We start from the raw sequence: 20,124 nt of genomic DNA on the forward strand, positions 1-20,124 counted from the left end.
GCGCCCTCACCTAACTTTCGGCCCGTGACTGAGATAGCCGAGTTGTACGGTGACGCACTTTTCGCCCACGACCACGATCTGGAGGCGGTGCGACTGGACGCGATGACCCGGATGCACGATCCGGCGACTCAGGCACGACTCCAGGTCATCGCCCGGCCGGGCATGCGCTGCCTGGACGTCGGCGCCGGCCTCGGCCGGGTCTCCGGGTGGCTCGCCGAGCAGGTCGCGCCGGGCCAGGTGACCGCGTTGGACAAGGATGTCCGGCTGCTCAACGCGTTGCCTGACGTGTACCCGAGCGTGCAGGTCGTCGCGGCCGACATCAGCGACAAGACGCTCGATTTCGGCACGTTCGACCTGGTGCACTGCCGGATGGTGCTGATGCACCTGCGCAACCGCATCGAGGTGTTCCAGAAGCTCACCCAGTGGGTCGCGCCGGGCGGCTGGATCGTCCTGGCCGACGCGGTCCACGCGACCATGGTCAGCCCGCCGGAGAACCCGTTCCGCCAGCTGATGGAACGGCACTGGCGCACCCTGGAGAAGTCCATCGGCACGGACAACTCGTGGGCGTGGCAGTACCCGGAGCTGTTGCACGAGGCCGGGTTCGTCGACGTTGGCGTCGAGATGTACCAACCGCCGATCACGATGAACTCCGCGGCTGGGCGGTTCTGGGCGCTCAACTTCGGGCACCTGCGGGACCGCATCCTGTCCGACGGGTACGTCGACGAGGAGCTCTTCGAGGCGGCGGTCGGCGTGATGAGCGAGCCGGGCTTCACCGAGCTGTCCATGGGCCTGGTGACCGCCTGGGCCCGCAAGAAGCCCTAGAGAACCAAGCCGGCCGCCTGGGCCACGGCCAGGTCCCATTCCGGGTCGGCGAGGTAGTCGCCGTGCCGCCGCACCCCCGGGGACCAGCGCAGACCGGGTGTGGGCTGCAGCGCCGGGTCCGGCAGCCAGTGGTCGCCGCCGAGGACCAACGCTCCCGACGACGTGAGCGTGGCCGCGGCGAGTGGGCCGCTGGTGCCGTCCGGCCGGAATCCCACGCCGATCAGCTTCGACGCGACGACCTGCCGTCGCCAGGTGGTGACTCCACCGCCCAACGGGTCCGTGCCACGGCACAACGCCCGCCAACGCCCGTCCAGCAACCCGTGCAGCTCCGCCAGCGACCCGTGCGGGACCACGCCGGGGAACGCCCGTGGGTACGCCCACTGCAGCGGCGATCCGGCGGTGACCAGGCCGACGCGTTCCCGATCGCCCGGCGGCAACGTCTCCATCAGGCGGGACACCGCGATGGCCGCGATCAGCGAGCCGTGGCTGTGCCCGGTGACGACCACGCGGGTGTCCCGGTCGGTGAGGTGCTCGGCGGCGCGGGCGGCCAGCTCCGGGATGACTTTGAGCGCGTAGCACGGCGGCACGATCGGATGTGCCTCCCGCGGCCAGAAACACGCCAGGTCGGCCAGGATGCCGAGGGTTCTGGCCGTGTCCGGCTTGCGGACCGCCTGGTACACCACGCGGACGAGGTTCGCCGCGAGCAGGCCCAGCGCGAAGACACCAACTGTGGAGAACGGTTTCAGCCAATCGGGCGCACCGAGGTCCCGCAGCCGCATCCAGATCGACACCCCGGCGCCGCCGCACAGCACCGCGCCGGCTCCGAGCAACAGGTGGTGCAGGTGGTGGCGTTGAAACCGGCCCCGGCGCCAAGCGCGTGCCGCGACGGCATGGCCGTAATCGTCCGCGCTTTCGTGCAGAAGATCCACCTCAGGCGGCGCCTTTCCGGTATGCGCGGCCCGCCATCGGTAAGCCGCCGTCACCGCTCCCAGAATCAGCCCGATCACTGTCGTCAGAACGAAGGAAACGCCCCACAGCAAGGTCACCGGCTCGTATCCGCGCGGCAGATCCATGCCCTCGTTGCCGACCGCCTTGCGGACCGTGACGGCCACGCCGGCGCCGAACCCGCCGCCCAGCAAAGCCGCGGTCGCCAACACCACCGGTGACATCCAGCCGCCCGCCCACGGCCGCAGCTCGCGCGGATCGTCAGCCCAGAAAGCCTTGCGTGCCAACAAAGCGGCCGGTACGACCACGATCCCGAACAGCACGCACACCACGATGAGCGCGGCCGCGATGCCCTCGACCGTGGCGTTCGTGCCAGGAAGCTTGGTGGGCAACGGATCTTGCGCGAAGGCCGACCACAGAACGAGCCCGGCGCTCGCGATGACCAGGATCCGGCACGGAATCCGGCCCACCACCAGCCGCAGCCACCGGCCGGCCCGATCCGGGGACGCCCCGGTCGGGTCGTCCAGCAGCAGCACGCCCACGGCCGCGAACACCAGCACCACCATCTGGACCGTGCCGACCGGCGACCCGACCGGCGGCAACGCCAACGCGGACAGCGCCGCAATCGTGTGCAGCGACCGCAACGTGGGCGTGTCCGGATCGGCGACCAGGCTCGCACCGGGCATCTTCTGCGGCCGGTTTCCCGGCACCGGGCTGGGCATGGGCGGGGCGTTCACCCGCCACGTCACCGCCGAGATGTGGTGCAGCGCGAGCACCACGGCCAGCACCGGGAGCAGACCGACCGCGGGCCGGAACCCGCTCGCGCGCCTGAGCCAGTCCGGCACGAACGGCATGCAGCCCGAGCCCGGCGCGAGGCACTGCGCGGCCAGCAGGTCCAGGCTCACGACCGCCACCTGAGTGACGAAAAGCACAGTCAGCAGGAGCGCCCCGAGCCGCAGCAGCGACCGAGCGGCCAGCCCGAGCAGATCGGCCGCGCGGTTGTTCTCCGGGATCGGCGGCAACGTCCAGTGCGCCACGTTCGCCAGAGTGAACGGGAACATCAACGCCCACGCCGACTTGGCCGCGCCACCGGACGTCATGCCGCCCCAGACATACCCTTCGACCGTGCGCGGCACGAACCGGCCGTCGGCCTGGAGCACCGGCCCAGGGCCCGGCCGCATCAGCCGGTCCGCCGGGCGCACGATCCGCCCGGCGCCGTCGCCGGCCACGTCGACCGCGGCCGCCGCCCCGACGAGAGACTCCGCGCGGGTGCCCATGATCCCGTGAACGCGCAGCTCAACGACTCGGGTGCCGGAGCTTGGCATGAGCACGAGGTCTCCTCAAGTGGGCCAACGGTAGTGTTCGGACGACCGAGTTTGGAGGGAATCACGCGATGACCGCTGAAGACACGCGGAACTACACCGGGACCCGGTACGCCGGGAAGGTCGGCGAGCTCGACTTCGCCGTGGCGGACCTCTCCCTGGCCGAGTTCGGCCGCAAGGAGATCCGTCTCGCGCAGCACGAGATGCCCGGCCTGATGGCGTTGCGCCGGGAGTACGCGGAGGTGTACCCGCTGCGCGGTGCTCGCATCTCCGGCTCGCTGCACATGACGGTCCAGACGGCGGTGCTCATCGAGACGCTGGTCGCGCTGGGCGCCGAGGTCCGTTGGGCCTCCTGCAACATCTTCTCCACCCAGGACCACGCGGCCGCCGCGATCGTGGTGGGCCCGCACGGCACCGAGGAGGAGCCCAAGGGCGTGCCGGTGTACGCCTGGAAGGGCGAGACCCTGGAGGAGTACTGGTGGTGCACCGAGCAGATGCTGACCTGGCCGGGTGACGCCACGCCGAACATGCTGCTCGACGACGGCGGCGACGCCACCATGCTCGTGCACAAGGGCAAGGCGTACGAGGAGGCCGGCGTGGTGCCGTCCGCCGAGGACGACGACCCGCACGAGTGGAAGGTCGTCCTGGACACGCTGCGCGCGTCCCTGTCGGCCGACCCCGCCAAGTGGACCAAGATCGCCGGCGAGATCAAGGGCGTCACCGAGGAGACCACCACCGGCGTGCTGCGGCTGTACCAGCTGGCCGCGGCCGGTGAGCTGCTCTTCCCGGCGATCAACGTGAACGACTCCGTCACCAAGTCGAAGTTCGACAACCGGTACGGCATCCGCCACTCCCTGATCGACGGCATCAACCGTGGCACGGACGTGCTGATCGGCGGCAAGGTGGCGGTCGTCTGCGGCTACGGCGACGTGGGCAAGGGCGCCGCGGAGTCGATGCGCGGCCAGGGCGCGCGGGTGATCGTCACCGAGATCGACCCGATCTGCGCGCTGCAGGCGGCCATGGACGGCTACGCCGTGCGCACGCTGGACAACGTGATCGGCGAGGCCGACATCGTGATCACCACGACCGGCAACAAGGACGTGGTGACCGCCGACCACATGTCGCGGATGAAGCACCAGGCGATCCTCGGCAACATCGGCCACTTCGACAACGAGCTGGACATGGCCGGCCTGGACCGCTACCCGGGCATCCGGCGGATCAACATCAAGCCGCAGGTCGACGAGTGGGTGTTCCCGTCCGGCCGGTCGATCATCGTGCTGTCCGAGGGCCGGCTGCTCAACCTGGGCAACGCCACCGGGCACCCGTCGTTCGTCATGTCGAACTCCTTCTCCAACCAGGTGATCGCGCAGGTCGAGCTGTTCACCAAGAACGAGGAGTACGACAAGGAGGTCTACCGGCTGCCCAAGAAGCTGGACGAGTACGTCGCCAAGATCCACCTGGAGGCGTTGGGCGGCGAGCTGACCAGGCTCACCAAGGAGCAGGCCGAGTACATCGACGTGGACGTGGAAGGCCCGTTCAAGGCGGAGCACTACCGTTACTGATGTTGTCGCGCGGCTGCGCGCGGCGGGCTGTGTGTTCGCCGAGGACGAAGCCGCGCTGCTGGCCGACGCGCCGGGTGACCTGGACTCCATGGTCGCCCGGCGCGTCGCCGGTGAACCGCTTGAGTACATCCTCGGCTGGGCCGAGTTCTGCGGACTGCGCGTCTTCATCGAGCCAGGGGTGTTCGTGCCCCGCCAACGCACGGCGTTGATGGTTCGCGAAGCCGTCATGGCAGCTCCTGCGTCGCCTGTCGTCGTCGACCTGTGCTGCGGTTCGGGCGCGGTCGGCGCGGCTGTGGCTGCGGCACTTTCCGATGTCACGTCGCACGCGGCGGATCTCGACCCGGCAGCGGTGTCCTGTGCTCGCAGGAACGTCACGGGGGCGGTCCACCAAGGCGACCTGTACGACGCGTTGCCCCCGGCCCTGCGCTGCCGGATAGACCTCCTGTTGGCGAATGTTCCTTACGTGCCAACGGAAGCGATCGCGTCCATGCCACCGGAGGCACGGGACCACGAGGCGGCCGTGGCGTTGGACGGCGGACCGGACGGGCTCGACGTGTTCCGCCGGGTCGTGGTGTCGGCGTCCGACTGGCTCGCCCCGGGCGGCTCGGTGTTCCTGGAAACGAGTGCGCAGCAGGTCTCCACGGCCGTCGAAACCCTGTCCCGCGCCGGGCTCACGGCCCGAGTGGCGACCGACGACGAGATCGGCGCCACCGTGGTGATCGGTGTCAGGCCCACTCGATCAGGACCTCGGCCAGGCCGGCCGGCAGGTTCGTGAAGTAACCGCTGGTCACCCGGCCCAGCCCGCAGACAAGTCCTTCGGTGCCGACCGGTTCGGTGCCCTCCCGCGCCCGGAACTGCCGGATCACCTTGGACGGCATCGCCTTCCGGTGGAACGCTAGCTGGACCAGGTAGCTCCCCGCGCCGCGCAGGAACGTGCGTTCCATTCCGGGCGACGGGCCGACACCCAGGTTGTTGGCGAACGTGAAGCAGAAGACGTGCGTCTCACCCTGGTTCAGCCGGCGGTCGAACAACAGTTCCAGGGCCATCGACTCGGACAGCGGCGAGTGGCGGACCCGGCCGAGCCGGCACCCCTCGGCGGTGCTGAGCTCGGATCGTTCGATCTCGCTGCCCTTGTCACCGCGCTGGGTCGCGAAGTAGCGGTCCGGGCCGGACCGTAACGCCGTCACCACGAACCGCGTGGTCTGGGTGCGCATCTCCCGCTCGGGGCCGAGGTGGATGTAGTCGTGCACGGCCTCGATCCGCAGGTCGGCGTTGGTCTTGCTCTCCGGCGCGGCCTCGAACTCGGCCAGCAGGTCGGCCACGTCCTCCCAGACCTTGCTGACCTCGATGAACTTCGGCACCACCTCGCCGGCCCGGTCGGCCCGCTGCCGGGGCCCGATCAGCACCACCAACGAGTCCGTGGGCAGTCGCAACACGGTCTCCAATGCGCGTACCGTGTCGATGGACCTCGGCACCTCGGGGTGGCGCAGGCCGCGCTGCCAATAGCTGAGCGTCGACTGGCCGATCTTCACGCCGAGCCGGTCCAGATGCGCGGTGATCCGCGTCAGCGACAGGCCACGGCACTCGATCGCCTCGCGTAACGCTCGGTGGAACGGACCGTAGCGCAGCGCGTCACTGAGGCGTTCCGGCAACGGACCGGTATCCACTCCTCACCCCATTCACGCCTTGTGAACGACCTGTGAACGTTCACAGTAGTTCCTCCGCCCGACGAGAGGTAGGTGCGAACGATCCCCTTACGTGACAAGGGGGGTTGCCGTCAGGTATCGCCTGGTCGCACTGTGTTCACAACAGTCGTGCTCAGCGTTCTCCGAACGGTCACCCTGCAACCGTTAGGACACTCCGCACGACACCTGTGAGGGCGAGAAGGGAGCCCAAGCCCATGCCCGCGCCGAGGCTCACGCGTTGTCTGCCCGCGACCGCGATCCTCGGCGCAGGTCTCGTCCTGGCGGCGGCCCCACCAGCCGCTGCCGAACCGGCACCGATGGCCACGGTGATCGCCAGGGGTGAACGCGAGGCGATCACGCCACCCGCGGCTACCACACAGGACCCCCTCCTGCTGCTGGTGGTGGCGAGCGGGCTGGCCATCGGTGCCGGCGGGGTGATCATCACCCGCCGGCGCCTTCGTCTGGCACACTGAACAGGTCATTCTTGGCTGGACGAACCTCACGGCCCGGTCGGTAGTCCGGGCGGCCGCGCAGTCCGTTGTGGCAGCGGTCCGTTGTCCCGTTTCGGGAAACCAGGCTGGCCAGGCTGCTTTCGCATGCCTGGAGGTCGGACGTGAGTGAGATGTTCACCGTCTATTTCGACGGACAGTTCTGGGTCGGTGTGCTGGAGGTGCACGACGAGGACGGGGTCCGCGCGGCCCGGCACGTCTTCGGTCCGGAACCCACCAACGCCGAACTGCTGCAGTTCGCCTGCCGGGGCGAGTTCGACCGGCTGTCCCGGTTGGCGCACAGGTCCCCGGCGGTGTCGTCCGAGCAGCGCGCCTTGAGCTGGAAGCGTGAGCTGCGGAACGTCGACACACCCATGGTCGGCACCGCGGCGCAGCGGGCCATGAAAGCCGCCGTCGCCGCACGTTCGGTGGAGAGCAAGGCCGCCCGCAAGGACCGGGAGGCGGCCGAGAAGGACCGGCGGCGGACCATCGCCCGCGCCAAGGCCAAGGCCAAACACCGAGGCAGGTAGCCTGCCGCCGTGGGTCGACTGGTGGTCATCGAAGGCTTGGACGGCTCGGGCAAGCGCACCCTCGGCGGTGCGCTCACCGAGGCGTTCCAGCGGCGTGGGGCGAAGGTCGCGCAGCACGCGTTCCCGAGATACGGCGAGGACGTGCACGCCGATCTGGTCAGCGACGCCCTGCACGGCAGGCTCGGCGACGTCGCCGACTCCGTGCACGGCATGGCCGTGCTGTTCGCACTCGACCGCCATGCCGCCCGGGAAACGCTGCGCGCGGATCTCAACGACTTCGACATTGTGCTTGTCGACCGTTACATAGCGTCGAACGCCGCCTATCAAGCGGCCCGGCTGCGTCAGGACGAGCGCGGCGAAATCGTCGACTGGGTGGCCGAGCTGGAAGTGAAAAGGTTCGGCCTGCCCGTGCCGGACCGGCAGCTGTTGCTGAAAGTCCCGGTCGAGCTCGCCGCGACCAGGGCGGAGAACCGCGACCGGGTCCGTGACTCCTACGAGACCGACAGCGGATTGCAGGCCAGATGCGCCGCGGTCTACGACGGGCTGGCGCGGATCGGCTGGCTTTCGCCGTGGCTTGTCCTGCACGGCGACGCCGAACTGGAATTCGACTCGCTGGCTGACACCCTTTTGGCTGACGCGTAACACCCGCACTCATTGATACGGATAGCACACCAAACGTCGAGTGATGGAGTATTTGGGTGACGCAGAGGCAAGATCAGCGGGTTGCGCACGCCCACGCGGGCGATAGTGCGACGATGGGAGGCATGAAGGCACGCGTGCTGGTCGTTGACGATGACCCCGCCCTCGCCGAGATGCTGACGATCGTGCTCCGCGGCGAAGGTTTCGACACCGCGGTCGTGGCCGACGGCTCCCGCGCGCTCCCCGCGCTGCGTGAGCTCAAGCCCGACCTGGTCCTGCTCGACCTGATGCTGCCGGGCATGAACGGGATCGACGTCTGCAAGGCGATCCGCGCCGAGTCCGGCGTCCCGATCGTGATGCTGACCGCCAAGAGCGACACGGTCGACATCGTGCTCGGCCTTGAGTCCGGCGCGGACGACTACGTCGTCAAGCCGTTCAAGCCCAAGGAACTCGTCGCCCGGGTGCGGGCGCGGATGCGGCGCACCGAGTCCGAGCCGGCCGAGGTGCTCGCCATCGGCGACCTGACCATCGACGTCCCCGGCCACGAGGTGACCAGGGAGGGCAAGGCGATCCAGCTGACGCCGCTGGAGTTCGACCTGCTCGTCGCGCTGGCCCGCAAGCCACGTCAGGTGTTCACCCGCGAGGTCCTGCTCGAACAGGTCTGGGGCTACCGGCACGCGGCGGACACGCGTCTGGTGAACGTGCACGTCCAGCGGCTGCGGTCGAAGGTGGAGAAGGACCCGGAGCACCCGGAGGTGGTCCTCACGGTGCGCGGGGTTGGCTACAAGGCCGGTCCTCCGTGATCCTATGCGGGTGAGGGCGTTCGTCCGGCGACACATCCGGATGGTGGTACGGCAGATCGGCCGGGCGGTGGTGTTCGGCCGGGAGCGGTCTGTGGCGTTCGGTGAGCTGTGGCGCCGTTCGTTGCAGGTCCGGGTCGTCGTGAGCACGCTTGCCCTGTCCTCCGCCGTGGTCTTCGTGCTGGGCATGGTCCTGCAGAACCAGATCACCGACCGGCTGCTGTCCAGCAAGCAGCAGGCGGCCACCGTGGAGACCCAGGCCGCCGTCGCGGTCGTCGACCGGGAGCTGCTCGGTGCGGACGTGCTCGGCGACAGCCTGGTGAACCGGCTGTCCAGCGCGCGCACCAAGCTGTCCAGCCCGTCCAGTTCGGCCGACGACCAGTCCAACGCGACGGACTCGGTCGCCGGCGCGTTCGAGCCGGTGATCGCGTATGACGGCCGGGATGTGACGACGGTCGTCAGCGTCGGGTCGTACATCGACGTGCCTGTCGGGTTGCGGCAGGCCGTCCAGAACAACCAGATGGCCCGCCAGGTGTTCACCGTGGACCGGGACGCCAGCCGGAAGACGTTCCTGTTCGTCGGCGCGCCCGTGACCAGCGCGAACCGGCCGATCCAGCTGTATCTGCTGTTCCCGCTCACGGCCGAGCAGAACACCATCAACGTCGTGCAGAGCACCTTGATCGTCGGCGGTCTGGTGCTGCTGTTGCTGCTCGCCGGCATCGCGAACCTGGTCACCCGGCAGGTCGTCCGCCCGGTGCGGCGGGCCGCCGAGGCCGCCGAGCGGTTCGCCTCCGGGGAGCTGGACGAGCGGATGGCGGTGATCGGCGAGGACGACGTGGCCAAGCTCGCCGAGTCGTACAACCAGATGGCCGAGAGCATCAAGTATCAGATCCAGCAGCTGGAGGAGTTCGGCCAGCTGCAGCGCCGGTTCACCTCGGACGTGTCGCACGAGCTGCGGACCCCGTTGACGACCGTGCGGATGGCCGCGGACGTGCTGCACGCCTCGCGCAGCCAGTTCCCGGCCGGCCTGGCCCGGTCGACCGAGCTGCTGGTGGACGAGCTGGACCGGTTCGAGTCGCTGCTCGGCGACCTGCTGGAGATCAGCCGCCTGGACGCCGGCGTGGAGGAGTTGGCCGCCGAGGTCACCGACGTCCGCGCGATCGCCAAGCGGGCGCTGGACTCGGTACGGGTGATCGCGGAGAACGCGGGCAGCCGGATCGAGCTGGAACTGCCCGCCGCGCCGGCGACCGCCGAGGTCGACGCCCGGCGCGTCGAACGGATCCTGCGCAACCTGCTTGCCAACGCGGTCGACCACGGCGAAAGCCGGCCGGTGCGGCTGCGGCTGGCGTTCGACGACACCACGCTCGTGGTCACCGTCCGGGACTACGGCGTAGGTCTGCGGACGGGCGAGGCGGAGCTGGTGTTCAACCGGTTCTGGCGCGCGGACCCGTCCCGTAACCGGCATACCGGCGGCACCGGACTGGGGCTGGCGATCAGCGTGGAGGACGCCCGGCTGCACGGCGGCGCGCTGGAGGCGTGGGGCGAACCCGGCCGAGGCGCGAACTTCCGCCTGTTGTTGCCGCGGCAGCAAGGCGTCGAGCTCGGCGAGAGCCCGCTGCCGTTGCGTCCGGCCGACGACACCGAAGTGGTCGCCCAGCAACCGCTGGAGGAAGTCCGTTGACCGGCCGCCTGCTGGCCCTGCTGGCCTGTGTGTGGGTGCTCAGCGGGTGCGCGAACATCCAGGACGACACTGTCCCGCAGATCATTCCGAACTCCGAGGCGCCGACCCAGAAGCCCCCGCAGGGGCCGGCCAAGGACGCCGAGGCGATCACGGTGGTCCGCGACTTCATCCGCAACAGCGGCAACACCACGGCGGCGCAGGCGTACCTGACCGAGGAAGCGAAACGCGCGTGGCATCCGGACAACCAGCCCACGATCATCGAGGACGACTTCTCCACGGTCCCGCAGTCGCCTGACAAGGAGGGCGATCCGAACCAGATCACCGTCGAGGTCAAGGGCACCCGGATGGGAATCCTCAATCAGGACAAGTCCTTCACGGCCCAGCAGGGCGCGCTCAGCCAGGCCGTGCGACTGGCCAAACAGGACGGTCAGTGGCGGATCGCGCAGGTGCCCGCGAACGGGCTGATCGTGCCGTTGATCGAGTTCAACCTGAACTACCGGCCGGTCCGGCTCTACTTCTACGACGTGACCAAGAGCGTGGTCGTACCGGACCTGCGGTACCTGCCGGCGGCGCCGAGCGTGACCCCCTCCGATGTCGTGCAGTTACTGCTGCTCGGTCCCGCGAGCAGCCTGGACGGCGCGATGCGCAGCGCGTTACCGCGGACCGCGACGCAACGCACCAACGCGGCACTGGCCAAGGACAACGTGTTGGTGGTGAACCTCGGCGACATCGGCAATCCCAACCGGGAGGACAAGGAACTCATCGCCCAGCAGGTGATGCTGTCCCTGCGGGACCTGGCCAGCACGGTCCGGATCCAGGCCGAAGGCGTCCCGCTGGTGCCGGAGCGCAGCGAGTGGCGGGCCGCGGACGTCCAGACCCTGAGCGACAAGACGACGCCGGGCGCGCAGTACCCGGGTTACGTGGTGGTCAACAACCGGATGAAGTCCTTGAAGGACCTGACGCCCGTGCCCGGCCCGGCCGGCAGCGGCGAGTACCACGTGGAAAGCGTGGCCCAGTCCGGCGACGGCTCCGACCTGGCGCTGGTCGAGCGCACCAACGCCGGCCTGCAGCTGCGGGTCGGCAACACCAACGTGGGCCTGCGCGTGGTCTACGGCCCCACCACCGAGATGACCCGGCCGACGTGGCAGCCGGGACTGTCGGCCAACCAGACGGGCAGCAACGAGGTCTGGACGGTGGCCGACGGGGCGGTGGTCCGGCTGGCCAGGACCAAGGACAACAACTGGTACGGCCTGCCGGTGGACTACACCAGCCTGAGCAAGTTCGGCAAGATCACCGACCTGCGGCTGTCCCGGGACGGGGTGCGAGTGGCTGTGGTCGCCGACGGCAAGCTCTACGTCGGCGCGGTGGCCCGCACCGACAACAGCACCGGGGTGACCATCGCGGCCCCCAAGCTCGTTCCCCGGGTCACCAGCGCGGTCAGCGTCGACTGGCTGAACCCGAGCACGGTCATGGTCGCCACCAACAGCCCAACCGGCCCGGTCTGGCGGGTCCCGGTGGACGGGGTCGAGCCGGAGCGTTACAGCCTCTCGAACCTGACCCAGCCGCTCACCTCGATCACCGCGGCGCCGAGCCGCACGGTGGTCGTGACGGACGCGGTGGGTATGTGGGGAGCCTCCGAGGTGGGCCAGATCTGGCAGCCCTTCGAAGGCGGCCAAGGCCCGACCGCGCACGCCTTCTATCCTGGCTGACCAGGGCTTCGAGTCGAGGTAACGCCGTTTTGTCGGTCCCGTGTGCGACGGTGTCGCCATGTTGCGAGGACTGCTGGACCTGATCCTGCCCGCATGCTGCGCGGGCTGCGCCACCCCCGGTGAGGTGCTGTGCCTTCGTTGCCGGCGGGGCATGGCCTGCGTACGTCTGGTCGAACGAACCAAGGGCCCACCCATGTACGCGCTCGCCAAGTACGACGGGCCCGCCCGGCGCGCGGTCATCGCGTACAAGGAGCGTGGCCGGCGGGAGCTGGCGGCCCACTTCGGCAGGCTGCTCGCCGAAGCCCTCGCCCGGCTGTCCGGGCCAGGGGTCGTGGTCGTCCCGGCCCCGTCCCGAGCGGCCGCGGCCCGCCGGCGAGGTGGCCAGCACATGCTCGAAGTCGCCCGGCGGACCGGTGTCCCGGTCCGGTCGGTGCTCCGGCTGGACCGGCGCGCCCGGGACTCGGTCGGACTGGACCGGGCCGGGCGCGCCGCCAACCTCAAGGGCCGGATCCGGTGCGCGCCCCTCGCCCGCGGGACTGAGGTGATAGTCGTCGACGACGTCATCACCACCGGCGCGACCGCCGCCGCGTGCGCTGACGTGCTACGAAAGGCCGGAGCGAATGTGAAAGCCGTGTTGGCTTTGACCGCCACCTAGATCTGGTGCATACCCCCGTACGGGTGAACTCTCGCCGGGAACCAAGATCGGGATTCGGACGTTGGCCGGGTATGTGGTGGCGGAGTGTTCGGCCGGTGGGCCCGTTGGAGGGACGACGGAGCCTGCCGATGCCAGCCCGGACAGCGACCGCCACGGGTACTTCACTCCTCCACAAGGGTGAAATCGCCCGCTGTCGTGTGGACGTTCGTGCGCCGCTCGGGTATCGCGTCCCGGGTTTTCGTGTGCCGTGTGTCACTCTCCGTCGCGCACCGAGTTCGCCCGTCGCGGGGGCTGTTGCCGAACCGCAACCCGGGCTAACGTGCAGCGCTATCAGTCCCGGCATGAGGGAGGAGGCGATCAGCCCATGATCCTGGCGCCGGTGGGGAGCTGACCCGGAAGAAGGCACGGGTTGGTTCGGCAGGGCCCCGGACGCCATGTATTCGCCGATCAATGGCTCGCATGTGGACAGCGAGGAGGTCGTGTATGGACATCGTCGTGAAGGGGCGCAACGTCGAAGTGCCCGATCATTACCGGGTGCATGTGACGGACAAGCTCGCCCGGCTTGAGCGGTATGACAAGAAGGTCATCCGCTTCGATGTGGAATTGTTCCATGAGCCCAACCGCCGGCAGGCCAAGAGCTGCCAGCGGGTGGAGATCACCGCCAAGAGCAGGGGACCGGTCGTCCGGTCGGAGGCGTGCGCCGGCGACTTCTACGCCGCGCTCGACTCAGCGGTGAACAAGCTTGAGAACCGGTTGCGGCGTCTGCATGACCGCAGGCGTGTGCACCACGGGCGTCGTAGCCCGTCCTCCGTGGCCGAGGCGACGTCCTCGCCTGAGATCGGCTCCGTTGACGCCGCGCCTGAATTGCGCGAGCGCAACGCCATGATGACCCCCCAGCGATCCGCGCGGACCGCGCTGCTGGAGTCCCCGGAGTTCGACGGCCTGTCCGACGACGGCATCGTTCCGGAGCAACGATGGGACAGCGGGCTGGACGAACCCATGCCCGGTCGCGTCGTGCGGGAGAAGGAGCATCCCGCCACACCCATGAGCGTTGACCAGGCCCTCTATCAGATGGAGCTGGTCGGACACGACTTCTACCTCTTCTTCGACGCCGAAGTGGGCCGGCCGAGCGTGGTGTACCGCCGGAAGGGCTTCGACTACGGCGTGATCAGAATGGCATAACCGACCCACCAACCGAACGACCCAACAACCGGCCGGCCTGGCCGCGCGACACCAGTCCCGCGGCCAGGCCGCGCCGCACGTTCACGCCGCGCAGCAGGCCCGACATCGCCCCGGCACAGCTCCCGGGAACCATGTGGCTCCCGGGACGTTCTCCTTGTGTAAAGACCACCCGTCGTACGGGCCGTGCGTCCCCGTTTGCGCGTTCCCTACGATGGGACATCGAGGTGCCCGTCATCGGTGGGCGCACAGTCGATCACGTAGTGAGGTCAGGGCAACATGGTGCTGGCTCGGGTGCTCCGCGCGGGCGAAGGCAAGACACTGAGGCGCTTGCGCAATATCGCTGCGCACATCAACACCCTCGAAGACGACGTGGCCGCCCTGTCCGACGATGCGCTGCGGGAGCGTACCCAGACGTTCAAGGAACGGTTCGCCAACGGCGAGACCTTGGACGACCTGCTGCCCGAGGCGTACGCGACGGCCCGCGAGGCCGCCAAGCGGGTGCTCGGCCAGCGGCACTTCGACGTGCAGGTGATGGGCGGCACAGCGCTGCACCTTGGCATGGTCGCCGAGATGAAGACCGGCGAGGGCAAGACCCTGACGTGTGTGCTGCCGGCCTACCTGAACGCGATCGCCGGGCGCGGCGTGCACGTTGTCACGGTCAACGACTACCTGGTCAAACGGGACGCGAACTGGATGGGCCGGATCCACCAGTTCCTCGGCCTGAACGTCGGCATGATCCTGTCCGACATGTCGCCGGACGTGCGCCGCTCGGCCTACCAGGCGGACATCACCTACGGCACGAACAACGAGTTCGGCTTCGACTACCTGCGTGACAACATGGCGTGGAGCCTGGAGGACTGCGTCCAGCGCGAGCACTCCTTCGCGATCGTCGACGAGGTCGACTCGATCCTGATCGACGAGGCCCGCACGCCGCTGATCATCTCCGGCCCGGCCGAGCAGTCGTCCCGTTGGTACCAGGAGTTCGCGCGGATGGCGCCGCTGCTGCGCCGCGACATCCACTACGAGGTCGACGAGCGCAAGCGCACGGTCGGCGTGGTCGAGGCCGGGGTCGCGTTCATCGAGGACCAGCTGGGCATCGACAACCTGTACGAGTCGGCGAACACGCCGCTGGTCGGGTACCTGAACAACGCGCTGAAGGCCAAGGAGCTCTACAAGAAGGACAAGGACTACATCGTCAAGCAGGGCGAGGTCCTGATCGTCGACGAGTTCACCGGCCGCGTGCTGCACGGCCGGCGCTACAACGAGGGCATGCACCAGGCCATCGAGGCCAAGGAGCGGGTGGAGATCAAGGCCGAGAACCAGACCCTGGCCACGATCACCCTGCAGAACTACTTCCGGCTGTACGAGAAGCTGGCCGGGATGACGGGTACCGCCCAGACCGAGGCGGCCGAGCTGCACCAGACGTACAAGCTGGACGTGGTGCCGATCCCGACCAACAAGCCGATGGTCCGCACGGACCACACCGACCTGATCTACAAGAGCGAGCAGGCCAAGTACGAGGCGGTCGCGGAGGACATCGCCGAGCGGCACGAGAAGGGCCAGCCGGTGCTGGTCGGCACCACGAGCGTGGAGCGGTCGGAGTACCTGTCGAAGCTGCTGACCAAGATGCGGATCCCGCACGAGGTCCTGAACGCGGCGAAGGCGGCGGAGGCGCAGGAGCGCGAGGCGAAGATCATCGCCCAGGCCGGCCAGCGCGGCGCGGTCACCATCGCCACCAACATGGCCGGTCGTGGTACCGACATCGTGCTCGGCGGCGGCGAGATCGAGCTCCAGCAGGACCCGGCGATCGAGGACGAGCTGGAGGAAGCCGAGGCGGAGATCGCCGGCGACCCGACGCACATCCAGGCGCACCGGATCGCGACCGAGAAGGCCGAGTCGAAGGCCCGGGACGCGGCGGAGCGGCAGGCGAAGCCGATCGCGGACGCCGCGCAGGACGAGGTGCTCGGCAGGCTCGGCTCGGCGGTCCGCGAGTACCTGCGGACCACGGACGCCGTGGCCGAGCAGCGGGTGCTGGCCAACCGGATCGGCGGCGGGGGCAAGGTAGACGACGAGTTCTTCGAGCGTCGCGACCGCCAGTACGACCTGATCGGCGAGCGGGTCCACGAGGGTGTGCAGGTGGTGCTCACCAAGCAGCACGACCTGCCGGCGGACAACGTCGGCGAGGTCGCGTCGTCAGCGGCCGACCGGGCGCAGACCGCGGTGAAGAAGGCCACCGAGCGGTCGTCCAAAAAGGACCGCGGGATGGACGAGGGCAAGCGCGTCGAGCAGCTTGAGACGACCATCGGCAAGGAAGTCTACGAGGCGGTGCACACCCCGCTGCTGCATGACGTGTTCAGCCGGCTCCGGCACGACCTGTTCGACCAGGTCGTCTACGACCGGACGTACGACGAGGAGTACGAGAAGGCGAGCGCGGACCGGAAGGTCATCGCCAGCCTCGGCGGCCTGTACGTGCTCGGCACCGAGCGGCACGAGTCCCGCCGGATCGACAACCAGCTGCGCGGTCGTTCCGGCCGGCAGGGCGACCCGGGTGAGTCGCGGTTCTACCTGTCGCTCGGCGACGAGCTGATGCGGCGGTTCAACGCGGCCATGGTCGAGCGCGTGATGACCACGCTGCGCGTCCCCGAGGACATGCCGATCGACGCGAAGATCGTCACCCGGGCGATCAAGAGCGCGCAGACCCAGGTCGAGCAGCAGAACTTCGAGATCCGCAAGAACGTCCTCAAGTACGACGACGTGATGAACGAGCAGCGCAAGGTGATCTACGCCGAGCGCCGCCGGATGCTCGAGGGCGAGGACATCAGCGAGCAGATCAGGAACATGATCGTGGATGTGGCCAAGGAGTACGTCCTTGGCGCGACCTCCGAGGGCTACTCCGAGGACTGGGACCACGAGAAGCTGTGGACGGCGTTGAAGACGCTGTACCCGGTCAAGCTGAACTGGACGGAACTGGCCGAGGGCGACGACGACCTCACCAGGGAGTACCTCGAGGAAGCCATCACCGAGGACATCCTGGCGGCGTACGAGGACCGCGAGCGGCAGATCGACGGCCAGGTCGGCGAAGGCGCGATGCGTGAGCTGGAGCGCAAGGTCGTCCTCTCGGTGCTGGACCGCAAGTGGCGCGAGCACCTCTACGAGATGGACTACCTGAAGGAAGGCATCGGCCTGCGCGCGATGGCCCAGCGCGACCCGCTGATCGAGTACCAGCGCGAGGGCTACGAGATGTTCAGCGCGATGCTGGAGGCGCTGAAGGAGGAGACCGTCGGCTTCCTGTTCAACCTCCAGGTCGAGACGGCCCAACCGGAACCCGCCCAGGCGACCGCGCCGACCGAGGTCCCCGAGGCCTTCGCCCGCGCGGCCGAGGCGGCCCGCACCCAGTCCAACGGCACAGCTCAGAACGGCAACGGTCGCGGCCGGCACGCCGCACCGGAACCGGAGGACGAGGAACCACAGCAGAACGTCCCCCCAGCGCTGCGCGGCAAAGGCCTGGGCGGCCCCAGCCAACAGCAACGCCTGAACTACAGCGGCCCAGCCGAAGACGGCGGCGTGAACTCCCACGACGACACCGCCGACGACGAAGGCGCCTCGGGCGGCGGCAGCGGAACCCGCCGCGAACGCCGGGCAGCGGCCCGAGCAAACGCCAAGAAAGGCCGAAAAGGCCCCCGCCGCTGATCCACAAAGGACAAACCCGGACGAGGCCCGCCGTGCCAACGGCGGGCCTCTTCGCTGACCTTGGTCAGAGAGCTTGGGGGAAGTCGAAGAACCTGTGCGGGTCGTAGGCGTTCTTGACCGCTGCCAGGCGGGGGTGGTTGCCCGCGTGGTAGGCCGTGGCCCAGTTGTCGAGTTGGGGGTCGGGGAAGTTGGGGTAGACACGCCCGGACCCGTCGGTGTGGGCGGTCGCCCAGGACTGGTCCACCCATGGGTCGCCCGGGTCGGCGATGTGTTCGAGCAGGAAGCGCTCGGTGCGGTGGGCGAACGCGGTGGCGTCCTCGGCGACTCGGTTGTAGGCCCCGCCCATCGCGGTGAAACTGAGCTGCCGTCGGCCCGCGGCGAGCTGGGTCAGCAGCGATGTGAGGGTGTCGGAGGCCATCGGGTGGGCGAAGAACTCCGATCGGATCCGCACGGGTTGTTCGGGTAGGTCCCGTGGGTCGGCGAAGGTGCGCTTCAACTGGTGGTACGGGAGGCCGGGGCGCAGGTCGATCGCGGCGGCCAGGCCCGCTTGGTCGGTGAACTCCCGCAGCAGGTCCCGGGTCGGTCCCTCGTCGAGGGTGGCGGCGCCGAAGAGGGTGGCCCGGACAGGTGCGCCGGGCTCGGACTCAAGGGTGAGGTTGACGGTGAGGTCGTCCGGGGCGTCCGGTGCCCAGACCTGCCAGGCCGAGACCAGGTCCGCGACGGGGATGTCCGACCAGTGTGCCTCGATCCGAGTGGTCGTCGGCTCCGGCACGGTGTCGAACCGCAGTGACGTGACCACGCCGAACTGGCCGCCGCCCGCGCCCCGCAGCGCCCAGAACAAGTCTGGGTGGTGGTCGTGGTCGCAGTCCACGACGCTGCCGTCCGCGAGCACGACCTGCGCGCCGACGAGACGATCGCAGGTCAGCCCATGCTTGCGGCCGAGTAACCCGATCCCACCGCCCAAGGTGAGACCTGTGATCCCGACGGTGGGTCCGCACCCGGCCGGCAGGGTTCGGCCGTAGGTGTGCAGCGTCGGGTACACCTGTTCCAGGCGGGCGCCGGCTTGGACCGTGGCGACCTGGTCAGGTGCCACGGTGATGCCGTCGAGGCCGGACATGTCGAGGACGATGCCGTCCGTCGACGAGCGGCCCGCGAAGCAGTGTCCGCCGCCACGAGGGACGATGCGGTCACCGATGGCTGTCGCGTATGCCATGGCGCCGACGACGTCCGAGACTGAGCGGCACAGAACCACGAGCCGGGGACGCACCTCCCGGTACGCGGCGTTGACCGGGTGGCGGATCGTCTCGTAGCCCGAAGTGCCGGGGCTGAACAACTCGCCGTCGAGGGAATCGCGGAACTCGGCCAGGGAGGGCATGGGCCCGAAACTAGTGGTCACGACCGGAAGTTCGTCGGGGGTCTCGACGGCCCAGCTTCCCGCTGGCCGCACGGCCGAAAGGCCCAAATACAACCCGGTACGAGGACCTTCCGGCCGCACGCCCAGCGGAAACCTGGATCCGCCGAATACCCCCAACGAACCTCCGGTCGCAACCACTAGGAGCGGCGCGACGACAGTTCTTGACCGAATCGCGCACCACGGGTGGCGAGGAAGGGCTTGTAGGAGGCGGAGTGCTCGTGGCCACAGGCGCACCGGTCGACGCTGCCGCCGAGGAGTTGGCGCGGGGTGAGGCCGGTCAGGCGGAGGCATTCCCGGCTGAGGTGGGCTTGGTCGGCGTACCCGGCGTCGACCGCCAGTCCCGCGATGCCGTCCGTGCCGCGCCGGCCCGAGGCGGTGGCGCCGGCCTGAGCCAGTGCGAGAAACCCCTGGAACCGCAACGTCCGCTGGAGGACCTTGGGACTCACCCCCACCGCGTGCAGGCAGCGGCGACGTAGTTGGCTGGCGGACAGCGTCAGGTGGGTGGCCAGGGTGTCGATGTCGACCGGATGCCACGGCATCAGCGCCCGCACGGCTTCGCCCACCAGTGGATCCAGGCGGTCCGCACGCCGGAACTCCCGCACGAGATGGGCCTGCACCACCATGAGCGCCCGCTCGGGCGTCCCGGCCAGAGCCATCGCCTCCACCAGGCGGTCCACCGAAGGTCCCCACAGCTCCGTCAAGCCAAGGCGCTGGTCCACCAGGTCGTCGAGCACCGTCGGGAGGGGCGGCGCGGTTCCCGGTTGGAACCGCACACCCACGACCGTGGTGTGCGCTGGAATGGCCTCGATCGCCGGCGCGGTCAGCGGACCGACCAGCTGGGGATGGCCGCCGATCGGAAAGTGGATCTCGACCCCGCCCGTGGGCAGGTGCCGCTGCACGTACACCGCCGGGCCGGTGCGCTGGATCCAGACTGTCCGCACCGCCCCGGCCAGCTCGGGCAACGGCGCACGCTCGACGTATGACTCCACTGTGGTCATCA

Annotated in this window: 16 protein-coding genes; 12 read left to right on the forward strand and 4 right to left on the reverse strand. The window is 69.1% G+C overall.

Features of this window, described 5'->3' with window-relative positions; translation table 11 throughout:
- Nucleotides 1-24: 24 nt before the first annotated feature.
- Nucleotides 25-822 (forward strand): class I SAM-dependent methyltransferase, encoded by a 798-nt coding sequence (locus EV192_RS07265; RefSeq protein WP_132112253.1) that lies wholly within the window; start codon nt 25-27, stop codon nt 820-822.
- Here EV192_RS07265 and EV192_RS07270 read toward each other — a convergent pair.
- Entirely contained in the window at nt 819-3,092 is a 2,274-nt protein-coding gene (locus EV192_RS07270; protein WP_132113125.1) for a lipase family protein, read from the reverse strand. The genes EV192_RS07265 and EV192_RS07270 overlap by 4 nt on opposite strands.
- A 68-nt stretch (nt 3,093-3,160) precedes the next feature.
- Here EV192_RS07270 and ahcY point away from each other — a divergent pair, with 68 nt between their 5' ends.
- A complete protein-coding gene (gene ahcY, locus EV192_RS07275) occupies nt 3,161-4,651 on the forward strand; it encodes an adenosylhomocysteinase (protein WP_132112255.1) in 1,491 nt (496 codons plus the stop codon).
- Nucleotides 4,652-4,664: 13 nt separating this feature from the next.
- Entirely contained in the window at nt 4,665-5,426 is a 762-nt protein-coding gene (locus EV192_RS07280; RefSeq protein ID WP_132112257.1) for a putative protein N(5)-glutamine methyltransferase, read from the forward strand.
- Here EV192_RS07280 and EV192_RS07285 read toward each other — a convergent pair.
- Nucleotides 5,377-6,318 (reverse strand): helix-turn-helix domain-containing protein, encoded by a 942-nt coding sequence (locus EV192_RS07285; protein ID WP_132112259.1) that lies wholly within the window; start codon nt 6,316-6,318, stop codon nt 5,377-5,379. The genes EV192_RS07280 and EV192_RS07285 overlap by 50 nt on opposite strands.
- A 233-nt stretch (nt 6,319-6,551) precedes the next feature.
- On the opposite strand from EV192_RS07285, the gene EV192_RS07290 reads away from it, so the two are divergent.
- From EV192_RS07290 to secA, 9 genes are all read left to right on the forward strand, one after another.
- A complete protein-coding gene (locus EV192_RS07290; protein ID WP_132112261.1) occupies nt 6,552-6,809 on the forward strand; it encodes a hypothetical protein in 258 nt (85 codons plus the stop codon).
- A gap of 149 nt (nt 6,810-6,958) precedes the next feature.
- Nucleotides 6,959-7,354 (forward strand): YjdF family protein, encoded by a 396-nt coding sequence (locus tag EV192_RS07295; RefSeq protein ID WP_243726721.1) that lies wholly within the window; start codon nt 6,959-6,961, stop codon nt 7,352-7,354.
- Nucleotides 7,355-7,363: 9 nt separating this feature from the next.
- Nucleotides 7,364-7,996 carry a dTMP kinase gene (locus tag EV192_RS07300; protein ID WP_132112265.1) on the forward strand — a complete coding sequence of 211 codons (633 nt, stop codon included), beginning with the start codon at nt 7,364-7,366 and terminating at the stop codon, nt 7,994-7,996.
- Nucleotides 7,997-8,118: 122 nt separating this feature from the next.
- Nucleotides 8,119-8,796: an MtrAB system response regulator MtrA gene (gene mtrA / locus EV192_RS07305; protein ID WP_033392556.1), complete on the forward strand. Its 678-nt coding sequence runs from the start codon at nt 8,119-8,121 to the stop codon at nt 8,794-8,796.
- A 4-nt stretch (nt 8,797-8,800) separates the two neighbouring features.
- Nucleotides 8,801-10,474 carry an MtrAB system histidine kinase MtrB gene (gene mtrB, locus EV192_RS07310; RefSeq protein WP_132112267.1) on the forward strand — a complete coding sequence of 558 codons (1,674 nt, stop codon included), beginning with the start codon at nt 8,801-8,803 and terminating at the stop codon, nt 10,472-10,474.
- Entirely contained in the window at nt 10,471-12,183 is a 1,713-nt protein-coding gene (locus EV192_RS07315; RefSeq protein WP_132112269.1) for an LpqB family beta-propeller domain-containing protein, read from the forward strand. Before mtrB ends, EV192_RS07315 begins: the two co-directional genes overlap by 4 nt.
- Before the next feature lie 58 nt (nt 12,184-12,241).
- Nucleotides 12,242-12,838 (forward strand): ComF family protein, encoded by a 597-nt coding sequence (locus EV192_RS07320; protein ID WP_243726674.1) that lies wholly within the window; start codon nt 12,242-12,244, stop codon nt 12,836-12,838.
- A gap of 483 nt (nt 12,839-13,321) precedes the next feature.
- A complete protein-coding gene (hpf, locus tag EV192_RS07325) occupies nt 13,322-14,020 on the forward strand; it encodes a ribosome hibernation-promoting factor, HPF/YfiA family (protein WP_132112271.1) in 699 nt (232 codons plus the stop codon).
- Nucleotides 14,021-14,296: 276 nt separating this feature from the next.
- Nucleotides 14,297-17,710 (forward strand): preprotein translocase subunit SecA, encoded by a 3,414-nt coding sequence (gene secA / locus EV192_RS07330; RefSeq protein ID WP_165960235.1) that lies wholly within the window; start codon nt 14,297-14,299, stop codon nt 17,708-17,710.
- Nucleotides 17,711-17,774: 64 nt separating this feature from the next.
- Here the strand turns inward: secA and EV192_RS07335 are convergent, their stop codons facing one another.
- Together EV192_RS07335 and EV192_RS07340 are read right to left on the reverse strand one after the other, a co-directional pair.
- Nucleotides 17,775-19,085, reverse strand: coding sequence for an FAD-binding oxidoreductase (locus EV192_RS07335; protein ID WP_132112273.1), 1,311 nt, complete (start codon nt 19,083-19,085; stop codon nt 17,775-17,777).
- A gap of 176 nt (nt 19,086-19,261) precedes the next feature.
- Complete coding sequence (locus tag EV192_RS07340) at nt 19,262-20,122, reverse strand: helix-turn-helix domain-containing protein (RefSeq protein ID WP_132112275.1); 861 nt, start codon at nt 20,120-20,122, stop codon at nt 19,262-19,264.
- Nucleotides 20,123-20,124: the final 2 nt, after the last annotated feature.

Source organism: Actinocrispum wychmicini (genome assembly GCF_004345645.1).
GTDB classification, from domain to species: domain Bacteria; phylum Actinomycetota; class Actinomycetes; order Mycobacteriales; family Pseudonocardiaceae; genus Kibdelosporangium; species Kibdelosporangium wychmicini.

What these genes read in the sequence shown, in the direction of transcription:
- EV192_RS07340 (WP_132112275.1), bottom strand. Translation starts at nt 20,122, where the DNA reads ATGACCACAGTGGAGTCATACGTCGAGCGTGCGCCGTTGCCCGAGCTG.
- mtrA (WP_033392556.1), top strand. Translation starts at nt 8,119, where the DNA reads ATGAAGGCACGCGTGCTGGTCGTTGACGATGACCCCGCCCTCGCCGAG.
- secA (WP_165960235.1), top strand. Translation starts at nt 14,297, where the DNA reads ATGGTGCTGGCTCGGGTGCTCCGCGCGGGCGAAGGCAAGACACTGAGG.
- ahcY (WP_132112255.1), top strand. Translation starts at nt 3,161, where the DNA reads ATGACCGCTGAAGACACGCGGAACTACACCGGGACCCGGTACGCCGGG.
- EV192_RS07295 (WP_243726721.1), top strand. Translation starts at nt 6,959, where the DNA reads ATGTTCACCGTCTATTTCGACGGACAGTTCTGGGTCGGTGTGCTGGAG.
- EV192_RS07320 (WP_243726674.1), top strand. Translation starts at nt 12,242, where the DNA reads ATGTTGCGAGGACTGCTGGACCTGATCCTGCCCGCATGCTGCGCGGGC.
- EV192_RS07290 (WP_132112261.1), top strand. Translation starts at nt 6,552, where the DNA reads ATGCCCGCGCCGAGGCTCACGCGTTGTCTGCCCGCGACCGCGATCCTC.
- EV192_RS07335 (WP_132112273.1), bottom strand. Translation starts at nt 19,085, where the DNA reads ATGCCCTCCCTGGCCGAGTTCCGCGATTCCCTCGACGGCGAGTTGTTC.
- EV192_RS07270 (WP_132113125.1), bottom strand. Translation starts at nt 3,092, where the DNA reads ATGCCAAGCTCCGGCACCCGAGTCGTTGAGCTGCGCGTTCACGGGATC.
- hpf (WP_132112271.1), top strand. Translation starts at nt 13,322, where the DNA reads ATGGACATCGTCGTGAAGGGGCGCAACGTCGAAGTGCCCGATCATTAC.
- mtrB (WP_132112267.1), top strand. Translation starts at nt 8,801, where the DNA reads ATGCGGGTGAGGGCGTTCGTCCGGCGACACATCCGGATGGTGGTACGG.